Origin of the sequence: Burkholderia sp. Ac-20379 (genome assembly GCF_017104645.1) — a bacterium.
GTDB lineage: Bacteria > Pseudomonadota > Gammaproteobacteria > Burkholderiales > Burkholderiaceae > Burkholderia.
In genome coordinates this window covers 1-16,886 of sequence record NZ_JAAGPF010000154.1, presented here as the reverse complement: position 1 = coordinate 16,886, position 16,886 = coordinate 1, and the positions used below count along the sequence as shown (strand labels likewise).

Here is a 16,886-nt window from a genome sequence, read left to right as displayed (position 1 = left end):
TCCGCACGGGATTGCGACGAGCGGCTGGGTGGACCGGCGCGCGCTGCATGCGCTGCCTGCGCCTCACGGCGCGCGTGCGTGGGATGGCCACTGGCGCAGCAGCGTCGGCGGGCGCGATCTGACGATCTCGCAGGGCAGCGTCAGCTATTCGTATCGCAGCGCCCGGGCGCCGGGCGGCCGCGCCGGCTTGCTGCTGCGGCTCAAGCAAGTGGAGCCGGACCGGGCGCGGCTGTCGCGTGCCGATCCGGCCGGCGGGCCGTGCGAGCTCGATGCGCGCCGGCTCGGCCATTACCTCGTGATCGCGGCGCGCGGCGGCTGTCAGGTCGCCGACGCGAACCCGGACGCCGTGCTGCGCCGGGTGCGTTGATCGCCTTACTGCCGGCCGGTGCTGCCGAAGCCGCCTTCGCCGCGCTCGCTCTGTGCGAATTCGTCGACGATGTTGAAGTGCGCCTGCACGACCGGCACGATCACGAGCTGCGCGAGGCGCTCGAACGGGTTCAGCGTGAATTCCGTCTGGCCGCGGTTCCAGGTCGACACCATCAATTGCCCCTGGTAATCCGAATCGATCAGGCCGACCAGGTTGCCGAGCACGATGCCGTGCTTGTGGCCGAGGCCCGAGCGCGGCAGGATCAGCGCCGCGTAGCCCGGGTCGGCCACGTGGATCGCGAGGCCGGTGGGCACCAGCACGGTGTCGCCCGGCTTCAGCACGACGGGGGCGTCGAGGCAGGCGCGCAGGTCGAGGCCCGCGCTGCCCGGCGTGGCGTAGTTCGGCAGGTATTCGCGCATGCGCGCGTCGAGGATTTTGAGATCGAGATTCATGCGGCGGTTGGCAGGCAGGAGTCGGGAAACGGAATGCCGGGCCGCTGCGGCAAGCGCGGCGGCCCGGCGCTGACGCGTCAGATCAGACGCGTATCGGGCAGGCGCTTGGCGATCTCGTCGATCAGCGTGTGCGCCAGCGTGGCTTTCGGCTGGCGCGGCAGCGGCGTGGCGCCGCCGGCTTCGAACAGCACGACTTCGTTGTCGTCGCGGCCGAACGTCAGCGGGCCGAGATTGCCGATCAGGAGCGGCACCTGCTTGCGGCGGCGCTTTTCCTCGCCGTGCACGTCGAGGTCGCCGCTCTCGGCCGCGAAGCCGACGCAGAACGGCGCGTCGGGCCGGGCCGCCACGGTGGCCAGGATGTCGGGGTTCTCGACGAATTCGAGCACCGGCATCTTGCGGTCGGCGGTCTTCTTGATCTTGTGCTCGGCCGGGTGCGCCACGCGCCAGTCGGCCACGGCGGCTACCGCGATGAACAGATCGGCGTCGGCCGCGGCGTGCATGACGGCGTCGTGCATCTGCTGCGCGGTCTGCACGTCCTCGCGATAGACGCCCCACGGCGTCGCCAGATGCACGGGGCCGGCGATCAGATGCACGTCGGCGCCGGCCTGCTGTGCGGCGCGCGCGAGCGCGAAGCCCATCTTGCCGCTCGACAGGTTGGTCAGCCCGCGCACCGGATCGAGCGGCTCGAACGTCGGGCCGGCCGTGATCAGCACGCGCTTGTGGGCCAGCTTCTTGGGCCGGAAGTGCGACACGATCGCCTCGTAGATCGCTTCCGGCTCGAGCATGCGGCCGTCTCCGATCTCGCCGCAGGCCTGCGCGCCCGAATCGGGGCCGAGCACCGACACGCCGTCGGCGCGCAGTTGCGCCGCGTTGCGCTGGGTGGCCGGGTTCTGCCACATCTGGCGGTTCATGGCCGGCACCACCAGCAGCGGGCAATCGCGCGCGACGCACAGCGTCGACAGCAGATCGTCGGCGAAGCCGTGCGCCAGCTTGGCGATGAAATCGGTGGAGGCGGGCGCGATCACGATCGCATCGGCTTCGCGCGACAGATCGATATGCGCCATGTTGTTGCCGACGCGCGCGTCCCACTGGCTCGTGTAGACGGGCCGCCCCGACAGCGCCTGCATCGTGACGGGCGTGATGAACTGGGCCGCGGCTTCGGTCATCACCACCTGCACGGTGGCGCCGGCCTTGGTCAGCAGGCGCGTGAGCTCGGCGATCTTGTAGCAGGCGATGCCGCCCGTCAGGCCGAGAACGAGATGTTTTCCTGCGAGTTCCTGATGTTCCAACTGGACCTCCGCTAATGAAACGGGCCGGCGCCCGAAGGCCCGGCCCTGTAATTTACCGCGTTGCCGCGGTCATCGCGTCAGACGCTCAACGCGTGCCGCGCACGCGGCGCAGTTCGTCGTAGATCAGCAGGATCGCGCCGATCGTGATGGCCGAGTCGGCCAGGTTGAACGCCGGGAAGTGCCAGCGGCCCACGTGGAAATCGAGAAAGTCGATCACGTGGCCGTACATCAGGCGGTCGATCACGTTGCCGAGCGCGCCGCCGAGAATCAGCGCCAGCGACAGGCTGAACAGGCGCTGATGGCCGTGGCGCTTCAGCAGGTAGCAGATCACCAGCGTGGCGGCGATGCCGAGCGCCGTGAAGGCCCAGCGCTGCCAGCCGCTCGCGGCCGACAGGAAGCCGAACGCGGCGCCGCGGTTGTAGATCAGCGTCAGGTCGAAGAAGCTCGTCAGCGTATGGAACGAGCCATAGCTGAAGGTCTTCAGCACCGCGATCTTGCTGAGCTGATCGAACAGGATGACGATCAGCGAAATGCCGAGCCAGGGCGCGAGCGCGCCGCCGGTGGATTTCGACAAGGGTTTCGTTGCCATGTTTACGCAGCGCTCCGGGTTTCGCCGTTTTCAAAGAGGTTGGAGAAGCAGCGGCCGCACAGCGTCGGGTGATCGGCATGCGCGCCGACGTCCTCGCGGTAGTGCCAGCAGCGCTCGCACTTCTGGTACGACGAGGCCGACACGTTCACCGCTTCGTCGCCTTCCGCCTCGACCTTCGCAACCGTGGCGGCCGACGTGATCAGCACGAACTTCAGATCGTCGCCGAGGCTCGCGAGCGCGTCGTAACGCGCGCCGCTCGCGCGGATTTCCACTTCGGCCTGCAGCGACGAGCCGATCCGGTTCGCCGTGCGGGCTTCTTCCAGCGCCTTCGTCACGTCCGCGCGCACCGCGCGCAGCAGCGTCCACTTGTCGACCAGCGCGGCCGCGCCGTCGATATCCGGGTAAGCGTAGTAGGTTTCCGTGAAAATCGTCTGGCTGGCCGGCTGGAACACCTTCCACGCTTCCTCGGCCGTGAACGAGAGGAACGGCGCGAGCACGCGCAGCAGGCCCTGCGTGATGTGGTACAGCGCCGTCTGCGCCGAGCGGCGGGCGTGCGACGCCGGCGCGCTGGTGTAGAGGCGGTCCTTCAGCACGTCGAGGTAGAAGCCGCCGAGATCTTCCGAGCAATACGTCTGCAGCTTGGCGACGATCGGGTGGAATTCGTACTTCTCGTAGTAGCCGAGCAGTTCCGTTTGCAACTGCGCCGAGAACGCGATCGCGTAGCGGTCGATTTCGAGCCACTCGGCGGCCGGCACGGCATCCTTCGCGTAGTCGAAGTCGGACAGGTTCGCGAGCAGGAAGCGCAGCGTGTTGCGGATGCGGCGATAGCCTTCCGTCACGCGCTTGAGGATTTCCTCGGAGATCGCCAGCTCGCCCGAGTAATCGGTCGAGGCGATCCACAGGCGCACGATTTCCGCGCCGAGGCGGTTCGACACTTCATGCGGATCGATACCGTTGCCGAGCGACTTGCTCATCTTGCGGCCTTCGCCGTCCACCGTGAAGCCGTGCGTGAGCAGGCCCTTGTACGGCGCGCAGCCGTCGATCATCGAGGCGGTCAGCAGCGACGAATGGAACCAGCCGCGGTGCTGGTCCGAGCCTTCGAGATACAGATCGGCCGGGAATTGCAGCGAATCCTGATGCGAGCCGCGCAGCACGTGCCAGTGCGTCGTGCCCGAATCGAACCAGACGTCGAGCGTGTCGCGGTTCTTTTCATAGAGGTTGGCTTCGTCGCCGAGCAGCTCGCGCGCGTCGAGCGTCTGCCAGGCCTCGATGCCGCCCGCTTCCACGCGCTTGGCCACTTCTTCCAGCAGCTCCAGCGTGCGCGGATGCAGGTCGCCGGTTTCCTTGTGGACGAAGAACGCCATCGGCACGCCCCACTGGCGCTGACGCGACAGCGTCCAGTCCGGGCGGTTCGCGATCATGCTGTAGAGGCGCTGCTTGCCCCACGACGGGTAGAACGCGGTGTCTTCCACGCCCTGCAGCGCGACTTCGCGCAGCGTGCGGCCGCCGTCGTTCGGTTGGGTGTCCATGCCGGCGAACCACTGCGAGGTGGCGCGGTAGATGATCGGCGTCTTGTGGCGCCAGCAGTGCATGTAGCTGTGCGTGTACTTCTCGCTGCGCAGCAGCGTGCCCGCGGCGTCGAGCGCCTCGACCACCTTCGGGTTCGCGTCCCAGATCGTCAGGCCGCCGAACAGCGGCAGCGATTCGATATAGCGGCCGTCGCCCATCACCGGGTTGATGATGTCGGCGTCGGTCAGGCCGTGGGCCTTGCACGAGACGAAGTCTTCCACGCCGTAGGCGGGCGACGAGTGGACGATGCCGGTGCCGGTGTCGGTCGTGACGTAGTCGCCGAGGTAGACGGGCGAGGTACGTTGATAGCCCGGGTGTGCACCGGCCAGCGGGTGATGGAAGCGCAGGCCGGCGAGCTTGGCGCCCGGCGCGGTGGCGATCGTCGTGCCGCTCAGCTTGAACGCTTCGAGGCAGGCGGCCACGCGTTCTTCGGCGAGAATCAGCAGGCCGCGCGGCGTATCGACCAGCGCGTAGACGATTTCCGGGTGCGCGTTGAGCGCCTGGTTGGCCGGCATGGTCCACGGCGTGGTGGTCCAGATCACGATGCCGCCTTCGGCGCGCGGCAGCGCGGCCAGGCCGAACGCCTGCGCGGTCAGCTCCGGCTCCGCGAACGGGAACAGCACGTCGATGGTGGGATCGGTGCGGTCCTTGTACTCGACTTCCGCCTCGGCCAGCGCCGAGCCGCAATCGAAGCACCAGTTGACCGGCTTCAGGCCGCGATACACGAAGCCCTTCTCGATGATCTTGCCGAGCGCGCGCAGTTCGCCCGCTTCGTTGGCGAAGTTCATCGTCTTGTACGGGTTCTTCCAGTCGCCGAGCACGCCGAGCCGCTTGAAGCCGAGCTTCTGCTTCTCGATCTGCTCGGTCGCGTAGGCGCGCGCCTTCTTCTGCACTTCGGCGGCCGGCAGCGATTTGCCGAACTGCTTTTCGATCTGGATTTCGATCGGCATGCCGTGGCAATCCCAGCCCGGCACGTAGGGCGCGTCGAAGCCGGCCATGTTGCGCGACTTGACGACGATGTCCTTCAGGATCTTGTTGACCGCGTGCCCGAGGTGGATGTCGCCGTTCGCATAGGGCGGGCCGTCGTGCAGGATGAACTTCGGACGGCCGGCGCTGGCGGCGCGGATCGTCTCGTAGACATTGCGGTCCTCCCAATCCTGAACCCATTGGGGTTCGCGCTTGGGCAGGTCGCCGCGCATCGGGAACGGCGTGTCGAGCAGGTTGACCGGGTATTTGGCCTGCGGTTTCGAATCGGCTTTCTTGTTGCTCATGTCGGGAGTCGCTATCTCTATTCGGGGACGCTCGCGCGTCGTGAATCGTGGGACGGGCGCCGGGGGCGGCGGGGCGGGCGCGTGCGGCGCCCGAACCGGATCAGCTAATTCGGTCGGTGGCCGAAGTGGCGAAACCGGTTGCGCGGCCGCCGGGCGGGACGCCATGCGCGGCAAAGTAGGCGCGCGTGTCGACGACGTCCTGCGCGATCGCGCGGGTCAGCGTTTCCAGGTCGATGAATTTCGCCTCGTCGCGCAGTTTCTTCAGGAATTCGACGCGCACGAGCTTGCCGTAGGCGTCGCCGTGCCAGTCGAGGATGTGCACTTCGAGCAGCACGCGGCCCGCGTCGACCACCGTGGGGCGCACGCCGAGGCTGGCCACGGCGGGCAGCGGGTGATCGGCGAGGCCGTGCACCGTCACGACGAAGATGCCCGACAGCGCCGGGCGCTTGTGCGCGATCGACAGGTTCAGCGTGGGGAAGCCGAGATCGCGGCCGAGCTTCAGGCCGTGCGCGACGTGGCCGCTGATCGCGTAGCCGTGGCCGAGCGCGTCCTTCGCGGCGTCGAGATCGCCTGCCGCCAGCGAGGCGCGCACGCCCGAGCTGGAGATGCGCGCGCCGTTCGGCGCGGCCAGCGTGGCCATCTGCTCGACGTCGAAGCCGTAGCGTGCGCCGGCTTCCTTCAGCGAGGCGAAATTGCCGGCCCGCTTCGCGCCGTAGCGGAAATCGTCGCCGACGATCATCCAGCGCGTGTGCAGGCCGTTGACGAGCGTGTCCTCGACGAAGGCCGCGGGCGACTGGTTCGCGAACGTGTGATTGAAATGCTCGACCACCACGCGGTCGACGCCGTTCTCGCGCAGCGCCTCGAGCTTGTCGCGCAGCATCGCGATGCGCGGCGGCGCGCCGGCCGGGTTGAAGAATTCGCGCGGATGCGGTTCGAACGTCATCACGCACACGGGCAGCCCGCGCGCGTCCGCGGCCGCGCGCACGCGCGCGAGCAAGGCCTGATGGCCGCGGTGGACACCGTCGAAATTGCCGATCGTCAGCGCGCACGGGGCGCGGCTTTCGGCGTTGGGCAGGCCGCGAAACACTTTCACGATAGCGGGTTGGCAGCGGACGAAATGGGCGGGCGGATGCCGCAAAGCACAAGATTATAAACGGTTCGCGGCGATGGGCGGCCGGCCGGGCCGGAAACGGCGATCCCGGATGGTAAAATCCGCGCATGAAAAAAATTGTCATCCTGATTTCGGGTCGCGGCAGCAACATGGAGGCCATCGTCGACGCATGCAGGCGCGACGGCTGGCCGGCCCAGGTTGCCGCCGTGATCGCAAACCGGCCCGATGCGGCCGGTTTGTCATTTGCGGCCGCGCGCGGGATTCCCACCGCCGTGGTCGACCATCGCGGCCATGACGGCCGCGAGGCCTTCGACGCCGCGCTGGCGGCCGAGATCGACCGCTTCGCGCCCGATCTCGTGGTGCTGGCCGGCTTCATGCGGATCCTGACGCCGGCCTTCGTCGCCCGTTTCGAGGGCCGGATGCTGAACGTTCATCCGTCGCTGCTGCCCAGCTTCAAGGGCATCCGCACACATGAGGCCGCTTTGGCCGCCGGCGTCGCCCTGCATGGCGCGACGGTGCATTTCGTGATTCCCGAGCTGGACAGCGGCGCGATCGTCGCGCAGGCCGCCGTGCCGGTGCGCGACGGCGATACGCCCGACGCGCTGGCGCAGCGCGTGCTGGCCGCCGAGCACCAGCTCTATCCGCGCGCCGTGCGCTGGTTCGTCGAGGGCCGGCTGCGGCTCGAGGCGGGCCGGGCGGTGCTGGCGCCGGGCGCTTGCCGCTGGCTGCTGGCCGACGGCGGCGACGTCAACGACTACAACGATTTGGGTGAGGGTGTATGAAGCTGCATGGATTCCTGATTGGCCAGACCGAGCTGCTGCTCGGCGACGTACTGAAGTTCACCGGCCCGGCCGATGCCGCCACGAGCCGCTTTTTCCGCGCGCATCCGAAGCTCGGCCATGCCGAGCGCGGCGTGATCGCCGAGGCCGTGTTCGCGGTGCTGCGCCGCAAGATGGAATACGCGCATCTGGCCGAAAGCGGCACGGGTAGCCCGACGCGGCGTCTGACGCTGCTCGGCCTGATGCAGACGGCCGGCCGCTCGGCGCTGCGCGCGCACGTGTCGGACGCCGAATGGGCGTGGCTCGACCACGTCGCGAAGATCGATCCGGCCAGCCTGCCGCTGCGCGTGCGCACCAACCTGCCCGACTGGATCTATCAAGCCCTCGCACAGCGTTTCGACGCCGATGCGCTTGCGCAATTCGCCGCCGCCGTGAACTATCCGGCGCCGCTGGATCTGCGCGCCAACGTGCAGAAAGCCACGCGCGAACAGGTCGTGGCCGCGCTCAGGGCCAACGGCATCGAGGGCGGCGAAACGCCGTTCGCGCCGAACGGCGTGCGCGTGAACGGCAAGCCGGCGCTGACCAAGCTCGCGCTGTTCCAGGAAGGCATGATCGAGGTGCAGGACGAGGGCAGCCAGTTGCTCTGCTCGCTGGTGGCGCCGCGCCGCGGCGAGATGATCGTCGACTTCTGCGCCGGCGCGGGCGGCAAGACGCTGGCGCTCGGCGCGGCGATGCGCTCGACCGGCCGCCTGTATGCCTTCGACATCTCCGAAAAACGTCTGGCCAAGCTCAAGCCGCGCCTTGCGCGCAGCGGGCTGTCGAACGTGAACCCGGTGCTGATCGACAGCGAACACGACGCGAAGATCAAGCGGCTGGCCGGCAAGATCGACCGCGTGCTGGTCGACGCGCCGTGCAGCGGGCTCGGCACGCTGCGCCGCAATCCCGACCTGAAGTGGCGCCAGACGCGCGATTCGATCGCCGAGCTGACGCCGAAGCAGGGCTCGATCCTGGCCAGCGCCGCGCGGCTCGTGAAGCAGGGCGGCCGGCTCGTCTACGCGACCTGCAGCGTGCTGGAAGCCGAGAACGAGGCGATCGTCGAGCAGTTCCTGGCCGCGCATCCCGATTTCGTGCTGGTGCCCGCCAACAAGGTGCTGGCCGAGCAGCGCATCGAGCTCGATACCGGCGATTACCTGTCGCTGTGGCCGCATCGCCACGCCACCGACGGTTTCTTCGCTGCCGTGATGGAGCGTCGTGCGAAGCCGGCGGCGAAGAAGGCCGACAAGCAGGCCGAACAGCAGGCTGAGCAGCAGACCGAACCGGCCGCCGAGCCGGCCGCCGGTCAGGACTGACCGCAAGGCAGGCCATGCAGGATCCGTTGCTGTCGAAGCGGCTCGCCAGCGTGATCCGCGATTTCGGGCAGCCGGTCATGATCTGGCAGCTCGCGGTGCTGGCGGGCACGCTGGCGCTGGCCTGGTTCGTCGCGCGCTGGCTGCGCGCGCGGATCGACGCGCGGCGGCGTGCCGCCGGCCGCGCGCCCGGCACCGGTTCGGAAAGCCTGAACCGCGCGCTGTTCCCGCTTGCCGGCGGCGTGCTGCTGACAGTGGCGCAGGCGGTCGGCGACCGCTTCTTCGCCACGCCGATCCTGCAACTCGCGCTGGTGCCGTTGTTCGGCATCGCGCTGCTCTATCTGCTGTTCTCGATTGCCCGCCGCGCGTTTGCGCGCGACGGCGATACCCATGCGTGGCTGTCGATCGTCGAGAAAATGGTGTCGGCGGTGGTCTGGGCCGCGATGGTGCTGACCGTGCTCGGGATTCAGCGCGACGTGGTCGACTGGCTCGACAGCCTGACGTTCCATGTCGGCAGCGCGCATCTGAGCCTGCTCTCGCTGCTGTCCGGCTGTCTGTGGATCTGCGTCACGCTGGTGGTGGCGATGTGGCTCGGTTCGCTGCTGGAGGATCGCCTGGCGCGGGCCGTCACGCTCGACGCGAATCTCAAGGTGGTGCTGTCGCGGGTCGGCCGCGCGTTGCTGGTGGTGGCGGCCGTGCTGATCGGCCTGTCGCTGGTCGGCATCGACGTGACCGTGCTCGGCGTGTTCGGCGGCGCGCTCGGCGTGGGGCTCGGCTTCGGCCTGCAGAAGATCGCCAGCAATTACGTGTCGGGCTTCATCATCCTGCTCGACCGCTCGCTGCGGCTCGGCGACGCGATCGACGTGGGCGGCCTGCAGGGCATCGTCACGCAGATCCGCACGCGCTACACGGTGGTGCGCGGCCTCGACGGCTACGAAAAACTGATTCCGAACGAGAAGCTGATCACCGACGTGGTGCAGAACCAGTCGTCGTTCCAGACGCGCGGCTACGCCAAGGTGGCGATCCGCATCGCCTACACGAGCGATGTGGAGGCGGCGCTGGCCTTGCTGGCCGAGGCGGCGAACGGCGTCGAGCGCGTGCTGGAAGATCCGGCGCCGGCGCCTTATCTGGTCGGCTTCGGTGTGGACGGCATCGAGCTCGAACTGGGCTTCTGGATCGCCGACGCCGCGCGCGGCACGTCGGGCGTGCGCTCGGCCGTCAATCGCAGGCTCTGGCGGCTGTTCGCGGAGCACGGGATTGCCGTGCCGTTACCGCAGCGCGAAGTACGGGTGATCGACGGGCGTTCGTTGCAGGTTGAAGAATGAATTCGACCCTTTTCAAGCGTTTCGGGCGCGTTATTGGACTGTTCCTGTTCGATAGTCCATGGTTGGACTGCAATCCCCTTGCGCCGTAGCAACAATCATTCATTTTTGACAGTTGCCGGGAACGGATACAGTAAAATTTCGTCCATACCCGGTATGCTTTCATTTTTATGACGTTGGCGCGCGCATACCGGCGCCATCTCTGAATTACAGGTAAATGCCTTGCTGAATTCCGTGCTCGACTTCCTGGCCCACGGGCTGCTGCACTTCTCGTGGTGGCAGATCGTGCTGTTCACGCTCGCCGCCACCCACGTCACGATCGTGGCCGTCACCATCTATCTGCATCGCTGCCAGGCGCACCGCGCGCTTGATCTGCACCCGATCGTCAGCCACTTCTTCCGGTTGTGGCTGTGGATGTCCACGGGCATGCTGACGGGCCAATGGGCGGCGATCCACCGCAAGCACCACGCCAAGTGCGAAACCGAAGAGGATCCGCACAGCCCGCAAACGCGCGGCATCTGGAAGGTGCTGCTCGAAGGCGCCGAGCTGTATCGCGCCGAAGCGAAGAACGAGGAAACGCTGCGCAAGTTCAGCCACGGCACGCCGAACGACTGGGTCGAACGCAACGTCTATTCGAAGTACACGATCCTCGGCGTGAGCCTGATGATGGTGATCGACGTGGCGCTGTTCGGCATCGTCGGCCTGTCGGTGTGGGCCGTGCAGATGATCTGGATCCCGTTCTGGGCCGCCGGCGTCGTCAATGGCCTCGCGCACTTCTGGGGCTATCGCAATTTCAACTCGGCCGATGCCAGCACGAACCTGATTCCCTGGGGCATCGTGATCGGCGGCGAGGAAATGCACAACAACCACCACACGTTCGCCACCTCGGCGAAGTTCTCGAACAAGTGGTACGAGTTCGACATCGGCTGGATGTACATCCGCATCCTGTCGTTCTTCAAGCTGGCCAAGGTCAAGAAGGTTGCGCCCACGCCGCGCCTCGTCGCACGCAAGGCCGTGCTCGACCAGGAAACGCTGCAGGCCGTGCTGTCGAACCGCTACGAAGTGATGGCGCGTTACGGCAAGGCGTTCAAGCGTGCCTACCGCCAGGAGCTCGCGCATCTGAAGGGCCTCGGCTCGAGCGAGAAGTATCAGTCGCTGCGCGGTGCGCGCAAGTGGTTCCACAAGGGCGAAGACGGCCTGAACGAACCGCAGAAGCGCCAACTGCCGGAAATCTTCGCGAACAGCCAGAAGATGCAGACGTACTTCCAGCTGCGTCAGGATCTGGCCTCGATGTGGGATCGTTCGAACGCGTCGCGCGAACAGCTTCTGGCCCAATTGCAGGATTGGTGCCATCGCGCGGAACAAAGCGGCATCAAGGCGCTGCAAGAGTTCGCGACGCGTCTGCGCCGCTACGCATGATCTGAAATCGATTAGAATTTCGGAACGTCACAAACCCCGCGTTGGCGGGGTTTTTTCTTTTGTGCCGCCGATTTTCCGGCGGCCAATCGACCGCGATTCGACAGCGATTCTGCCGTGCAGAGGAAGTAGAGGAGATACGAGATGCAAGCCGCGATCAAACCCGTCGAGTACGACCGGCCCGGCGCCGTGTGCGGAACCGGGCAAGCCTGGGCGAAGGTGCCCGAAAGCCCGTCCGCCGTGGAGCGCGATGCGCTGAAGGCGCGGATCAAGGCGCTGCTCAAGCGTGAAAAGGCGGTGCTCGTCGCGCACTATTACGTGGACGCCGAGTTGCAGGAATTGGCCGACGAGACCGGCGGCTGCGTGGCCGATTCGCTGGAAATGGCGCGTTTCGGGCGCGATCACGACGCGCAGACGCTGATCGTCGCCGGCGTGCGCTTCATGGGCGAAACGGCGAAGATCCTGAGCCCCGGCAAGCGGATCCTGATGCCCGATCTCGACGCGACCTGCTCGCTCGATCTCGGTTGTCCCGTCGACGATTTCTCGGCGTTCTGCGACGCGCACCCCGATCGCACGGTGGTGGTGTACGCGAACACCAGCGCGGCCGTGAAGGCGCGTGCCGACTGGATGGTCACCTCGTCGATCGGCCTGGAGATCGTGGCCGATCTGCACGCGCGCGGCGAAAAGCTGATCTGGGCGCCGGATCGGCACCTCGGCAGCTATATCCAGAAGAAAACCGGCGCCGACATGCTGATGTGGCAAGGCTCCTGCCTCGTACACGACGAATTCAAGGGCATCGAGCTCGATCTGCTGCGCGCCGAACACCCCGGCGCGAAGGTGCTCGTGCACCCGGAATCGCCCGAGAACGTGGTGGCGCTGGCCGATGTGGTCGGTTCGACCACGCAGTTGATCGATGCCGCCGTGAAGCTCGACGCGCAAACCTTCATCGTCGCCACCGATCTCGGCATCCTGCACAAGATGCAGATCGCCGCGCCGGGCAAGACCTTCATCGCCGCGCCCACGGCCGGCAACAGCGCCACCTGCAAGAGCTGCGCGCATTGCCCGTGGATGGCGATGAACGGCCTCGCGAATCTGGCCGACGTGCTGGAGCGCGGTCACAACGAAATCTTCGTCGACGCCGCGATCGGCGAGCGCGCGCGCCTGCCGATCGACCGCATGCTCGACTTCGCGGCGCAGCACAAGCGGCGCGTGCAGGCGAGCGGCGATCTGCAGCGCGATGCGCAACTGTTCTCGAACGTGGGGGCGGCATGACGGCAGCGGTGTCCCCGATCTACGACGAAATCGTCCGCGAGTACGGCGCGGCCTTCGAGGCGGCAATCGCGCGCAATGTCGCCGATGCGATCGCCGAAGATGTCGGCAGCGGCGACCAGACGGGCCGCCTGGTGCCGGACGGCCCGGCGCGGCTCGCGCGCATCATCGTTCGCGAGAACGCCGTGCTGTGCGGTGTGCCCTGGTTTCAGGCCGTGATGCGCGCGATCGATCCGGCCATCGAGGTGGACTGGCGCTATCGCGAAGGCGAGCCGATGACGGCCGACTCGACCGTCTGCGAATTGCGCGGCCCCGCGCGTTCGCTGCTGACGGCCGAGCGCAACGGCCTGAACTTCCTGCAGTTGCTGTCGGGCGTGGCCAGCGCCACGCGCCGCTACGTCGATCTGATCGACGGCCAGCGCGCACACATCCTCGATACGCGCAAGACGTTGCCGGGGCTGCGGCTCGCGCAGAAATACGCGGTGCGCGTGGGCGGCGGCGCGAACCAGCGGCTCGCGCTCTACGACGGCATCCTGATCAAGGAAAACCACATCGCGGCGGCCGGCGGCGTGGGGGCGGCGCTCGACGCGGCGTTCGCGCTGGAGGCCGGCGTGCCGGTGCAGGTCGAGGTCGAGACGCTGGCCCAGCTCGATACGGCGCTCGCGCACGGCGCGACATCGGTGCTGCTCGACAACTTCACGTTCGACATGATGCGCGACGCGGTGCGCGTGGCCGGCGGCCGCGCCGTGCTGGAAGTGTCGGGCGGCGTCAATGCCGACACCGTGTGCGACATCGCCGCGACGGGCGTGGATCGTATGTCGATCGGCGCGCTGACGAAGGACGTGCGCGCAACCGATTTTTCGATGCGGATCGTCGACTGACGCCGGGTCGGCGTCGCAGCCAAAAACAAAGCCGCTCGCGCAGGATATGCGCGAGCGGCTTTGTCGTTTTCGGGCGCCGGAATCGGCGCTTTCGCAGTGAGCCCGCGCTCAGCGGCGCGGCGACAGCACCGACGGCAACGCCTTCGGCAGCGTATCGGGCCAGTCCCGGCTGAAGTGCAGGCCGCGGCTTTCGCGTCGCGATTGCGCGCTTTCGACGATCAGCGATGCGACGTCGACCAGATTGCGCAGTTCGAGCAGATCGGGGCTGACGCGGAAATTCGCGTAGTACTCGTGGATTTCGTCGCGCAGCAGTGCGATGCGGTGCATCGCTCGGGCCAGCCGCTTGTCGGTGCGCACGATGCCGACGTAGTTCCACATCATGCGGCGCAGCTCGTCCCAGTTATGGGCGACCACCACCTCCTCGTCGGGATCGGACACGCGGCTTTCGTCCCAGGCGGGCAGCGCGCCGTGCGGCAGGCGCGCGTAGCCGGCCGTTTCGATCGCCTCGGCCGTGGCGCGGCCGATCACGAGGCATTCGAGCAGCGAGTTGCTGGCCAGCCGGTTCGCGCCGTGCAGGCCCGTGTACGACGTTTCGCCCACGGCGTAGAGGCCGGCCACATCGGTGCGCCCGGCCAGATCGGTGACCACGCCGCCGCACGTGTAGTGCGCGGCCGGCACCACCGGAATCGGCTGCTTGGCGATGTCGATGCCGAATTCGAGGCAGCGTGCGTGGATCGTCGGGAAGTGCTCGCGCAGGAACGCTTCGGGCTGATGGCTGATGTCGAGATAGACGCAATCGATGCCGCGTTTCTTGATCTCGAAATCGATCGCGCGCGCGACGATGTCGCGCGGCGCGAGTTCGGCGCGCGAGTCGTGCGCCGGCATGAAGCGCGTGCCGTCCGGCAGCTTCAGCAGGCCGCCTTCGCCGCGCACGGCTTCCGAAATCAGGAACGATTTGGCGTACGGGTGATAGAGGCAGGTCGGATGAAACTGGATGAATTCCATGTTCGCGACGCGGCAGCCCGCGCGCGAGGCCATCGCGATGCCGTCGCCGGTCGCCGTGTCGGGGTTGGTCGTGTACAGATAGACCTTGCCCGCGCCGCCGGTGGCGAGCACCGTGTGCGGCGCCTCGATCGTGACGGTCAGCCCGGTGCGCACGTCGAGCGCGTACAGGCCGACGCAACGCCCGCCGGGCAGGCCGATGCGATCCGACGTGATCAGGTCGACCGCGTGGTGGTTCTCGAAGAACGTGATGTTCGGATGCTGGCGCGCCCGCGCGCTCAGCGTGGCCAGCACGGCATGACCGGTGGCGTCGGCGGCGTGGATGATGCGGCGATGGCTGTGGCCGCCTTCGCGTGTCAGATGGAAGCCGAGCTCCGCGGCGGCGTCGCGCGTGAACGGCACGCCCTGCGAGATCAGCCACTCGATCGCGGCGCGGCCGTTCTCGACGATGAAGCGCGTGCTGGTTTCGTCGCACAGCCCGCCGCCGGCGACGAGCGTGTCGCTGACGTGATTCTCGACGCTGTCGGCCGAATCGAGCACCGCCGCGATGCCGCCCTGCGCGTAGTCGCTCGCGCCTTCCATCATCGATCGCTTCGCGATCAGCGCGACCTTGCGCGTTTGCGCGAGGTTCAGTGCGACCGACAAACCGGCAAGACCGCTGCCGACGATCGCCACATCGAAATTCATCTTGCTTCTCCGTTTCTGCGCTTTCGTCCGATGTTCCCTTGCCGGCGGGGCCGGCGGGAAGGGCAGAGGATACCGCGAACGATGTGGCAATGTGTCACGGTGAAGGCAAAAAGAGGATCGTCGAACCGGCCAGTGGCGCGCGGAAAACAAAAAGCCCCGCGATGGCGGGGCTTTTTGGTGCAGCGGACAGGGAGCGAAGATTACTTGATCTTCGTTTCCTTGTACTCAACGTGCTTGCGGACGACCGGATCAAACTTCTTGATCAGCATCTTTTCCGGCATGTTGCGCTTGTTCTTCGTGGTGGTGTAGAAGTGACCCGTACCTGCGGTCGATTCCAGCTTGATCTTGTCGCGTGCGCCCTTCGCCATTTCGTGCTCCTTGGGACTTAGGCTTCGCCGCGTGCGCGCAGGTCAGCGAGCACGGTGTCGATGCCGTTCTTGTCGATCAGGCGCAGGCCGGCGTTCGAAACGCGCAGACGCACCCAGCGGTTTTCGCTCTCCACCCAGAACCGGCGGTTTTGCAGATTCGGCAGGAAGCGGCGCTTCGTCTTGTTGTTTGCGTGGGAAACGTTGTTGCCGCTCATCGGCGCTTTCCCAGTTACTTGGCATACGCGTGCCATGAGAGCACTCCTAATACGCTGAATTCGGGTTCGATCGCCGGTGAAGTTTCTTCGCACAACGACCGCGTACCCGCTGCCGTTTTGGAAAGATTGCGCCATCCTGAGTGGCAGAACCTTTCGTCCCTTCTGTGGCTTCTGAACTGGTTGGAAAAAAGTCAGACGGCGATTCTAACAGAAAAAATTCTGGAAAATCAACCCTATTTCAGGTGCCGATCTTGGGCGGCCGCCGCGGCCCTCGCGAAGCCTGCAGGGTCATATCGTCCGGCCGCCTCCGGCGGGGCTCAGAGCAGCCCCGCGTGGGAAAACGACAGCGTGTCGTTGGCGCCGACCACGATGTGATCGACGAGGCGCACGTCGACCAGCGCGAGCGCTTCGCGCAGCAGCCGCGTGAGGCGGCGATCCTCGGCGCTCGGCTTGACCGAGCCGGAGGGGTGATTATGCGCCACGATCAGCGCGGCGGCACCGAGTTCGAGTGCGCGGCGCACGATTTCGCGCGGATAGACGGCCATTCGAGTCAGCGTGCCGACCGTGCTTTCCTCGCAGGCCACGAGCCGATGCTGCGCGTCGAGATACAGGCAGAGAAACGACTCGCGCGCGCGGGTGCCGATCGTGAGCCGCAGGTAGTTGTGCACCGCCTCCGGCGAATCGATCAGCGTACGTGTCTTGCCGCGTTCGATCAGCGCACGCCGCACCAGCTCGGTGGTGGCGATCAGCACGGCCGCGCGGGCCGCGCCGACGCCGGGCTGGGCGCGGATCGCCTCGGGCGAGGCGTCGAGCAGGGCGCGCAGCGAGCGGAAATGCTTGAGCAGCGCCTGCGCCGTGGCGCCCGTCTGCTCGCCGGCGATGCCGTTGCCGATCAGCAACGCGAGCAATTCGCTGTCGGCCAGCGCCGCCGGCCCCCGCTCGAGCAGGCGCTC

Annotated in this window: 15 protein-coding genes and 1 pseudogene; 7 read left to right on the top strand and 9 right to left on the bottom strand. The window is 67.0% G+C overall.

All coding sequences use genetic code 11. The features are described 5' to 3' along the window. Positions 1-367: pseudogene (locus tag G3N92_RS19575) on the top strand (hypothetical protein); the annotation flags it as partial. Between the two features lie 5 nt (positions 368-372). Here G3N92_RS19575 and dut read toward each other — a convergent pair. The 5 genes from dut to G3N92_RS19550 form a co-directional block, all read right to left on the bottom strand. Beyond that, complete coding sequence (gene dut / locus G3N92_RS19570; RefSeq protein WP_206129181.1) at positions 373-819, bottom strand: dUTP diphosphatase; 447 nt, start codon at positions 817-819, stop codon at positions 373-375. Positions 820-896: 77 nt separating this feature from the next. After that, a complete protein-coding gene (gene coaBC / locus G3N92_RS19565; protein ID WP_206129180.1) occupies positions 897-2,108 on the bottom strand; it encodes a bifunctional phosphopantothenoylcysteine decarboxylase/phosphopantothenate--cysteine ligase CoaBC in 1,212 nt (403 codons plus the stop codon). Positions 2,109-2,193: 85 nt separating this feature from the next. Beyond that, complete coding sequence (lspA, locus tag G3N92_RS19560) at positions 2,194-2,697, bottom strand: signal peptidase II (protein ID WP_206129179.1); 504 nt, start codon at positions 2,695-2,697, stop codon at positions 2,194-2,196. Positions 2,698-2,699: 2 nt separating this feature from the next. Continuing rightward, entirely contained in the window at positions 2,700-5,537 is a 2,838-nt protein-coding gene (gene ileS / locus G3N92_RS19555) for an isoleucine--tRNA ligase (protein ID WP_206129178.1), read from the bottom strand. A gap of 100 nt (positions 5,538-5,637) precedes the next feature. Continuing rightward, positions 5,638-6,630 (bottom strand): bifunctional riboflavin kinase/FAD synthetase, encoded by a 993-nt coding sequence (locus G3N92_RS19550; RefSeq protein WP_206129177.1) that lies wholly within the window; start codon positions 6,628-6,630, stop codon positions 5,638-5,640. A gap of 125 nt (positions 6,631-6,755) precedes the next feature. Between G3N92_RS19550 and purN the strand changes: the two genes are divergently transcribed. From purN to nadC, 6 genes are all read left to right on the top strand, one after another. After that, positions 6,756-7,430, top strand: a complete 675-nt coding sequence (gene purN, locus G3N92_RS19545; RefSeq protein WP_206129176.1) for a phosphoribosylglycinamide formyltransferase — start codon at positions 6,756-6,758, stop codon at positions 7,428-7,430. Then, positions 7,427-8,776 (top strand): RsmB/NOP family class I SAM-dependent RNA methyltransferase, encoded by a 1,350-nt coding sequence (locus tag G3N92_RS19540; RefSeq protein ID WP_206129175.1) that lies wholly within the window; start codon positions 7,427-7,429, stop codon positions 8,774-8,776. Before purN ends, G3N92_RS19540 begins: the two co-directional genes overlap by 4 nt. 14 nt (positions 8,777-8,790) lie before the next feature. Further along, positions 8,791-10,098, top strand: a complete 1,308-nt coding sequence (locus G3N92_RS19535) for a mechanosensitive ion channel domain-containing protein (protein WP_206129174.1) — start codon at positions 8,791-8,793, stop codon at positions 10,096-10,098. 219 nt (positions 10,099-10,317) lie between these two features. Further along, positions 10,318-11,514, top strand: coding sequence for an acyl-CoA desaturase (locus G3N92_RS19530; protein WP_206129173.1), 1,197 nt, complete (start codon positions 10,318-10,320; stop codon positions 11,512-11,514). Positions 11,515-11,655: 141 nt separating this feature from the next. Then, positions 11,656-12,783, top strand: a complete 1,128-nt coding sequence (gene nadA / locus G3N92_RS19525) for a quinolinate synthase NadA (protein WP_206129172.1) — start codon at positions 11,656-11,658, stop codon at positions 12,781-12,783. After that, the gene (gene nadC / locus G3N92_RS19520; protein ID WP_206129171.1) at positions 12,780-13,661 is read left to right on the top strand and encodes a carboxylating nicotinate-nucleotide diphosphorylase; all 882 of its coding nucleotides are present in this window, start codon (positions 12,780-12,782) and stop codon (positions 13,659-13,661) included. Before nadA ends, nadC begins: the two co-directional genes overlap by 4 nt. A 108-nt stretch (positions 13,662-13,769) precedes the next feature. Here nadC and nadB read toward each other — a convergent pair whose 3' ends face one another. The 4 genes from nadB to radC all read right to left on the bottom strand — a co-directional run. After that, entirely contained in the window at positions 13,770-15,350 is a 1,581-nt protein-coding gene (gene nadB / locus G3N92_RS19515) for an L-aspartate oxidase (protein WP_206129170.1), read from the bottom strand. 200 nt (positions 15,351-15,550) lie between these two features. Beyond that, the gene (gene rpmG, locus G3N92_RS19510) at positions 15,551-15,718 is read right to left on the bottom strand and encodes a 50S ribosomal protein L33 (RefSeq protein WP_007180630.1); all 168 of its coding nucleotides are present in this window, start codon (positions 15,716-15,718) and stop codon (positions 15,551-15,553) included. A 17-nt stretch (positions 15,719-15,735) separates the two neighbouring features. Continuing rightward, positions 15,736-15,969 carry a 50S ribosomal protein L28 gene (gene rpmB, locus G3N92_RS19505; protein WP_007586227.1) on the bottom strand — a complete coding sequence of 78 codons (234 nt, stop codon included), beginning with the start codon at positions 15,967-15,969 and terminating at the stop codon, positions 15,736-15,738. 281 nt (positions 15,970-16,250) lie between these two features. Beyond that, a partial coding sequence (gene radC, locus G3N92_RS19500) for a DNA repair protein RadC (RefSeq protein WP_206129169.1) occupies positions 16,251-16,886 on the bottom strand: 636 nt, incomplete at its 5' end.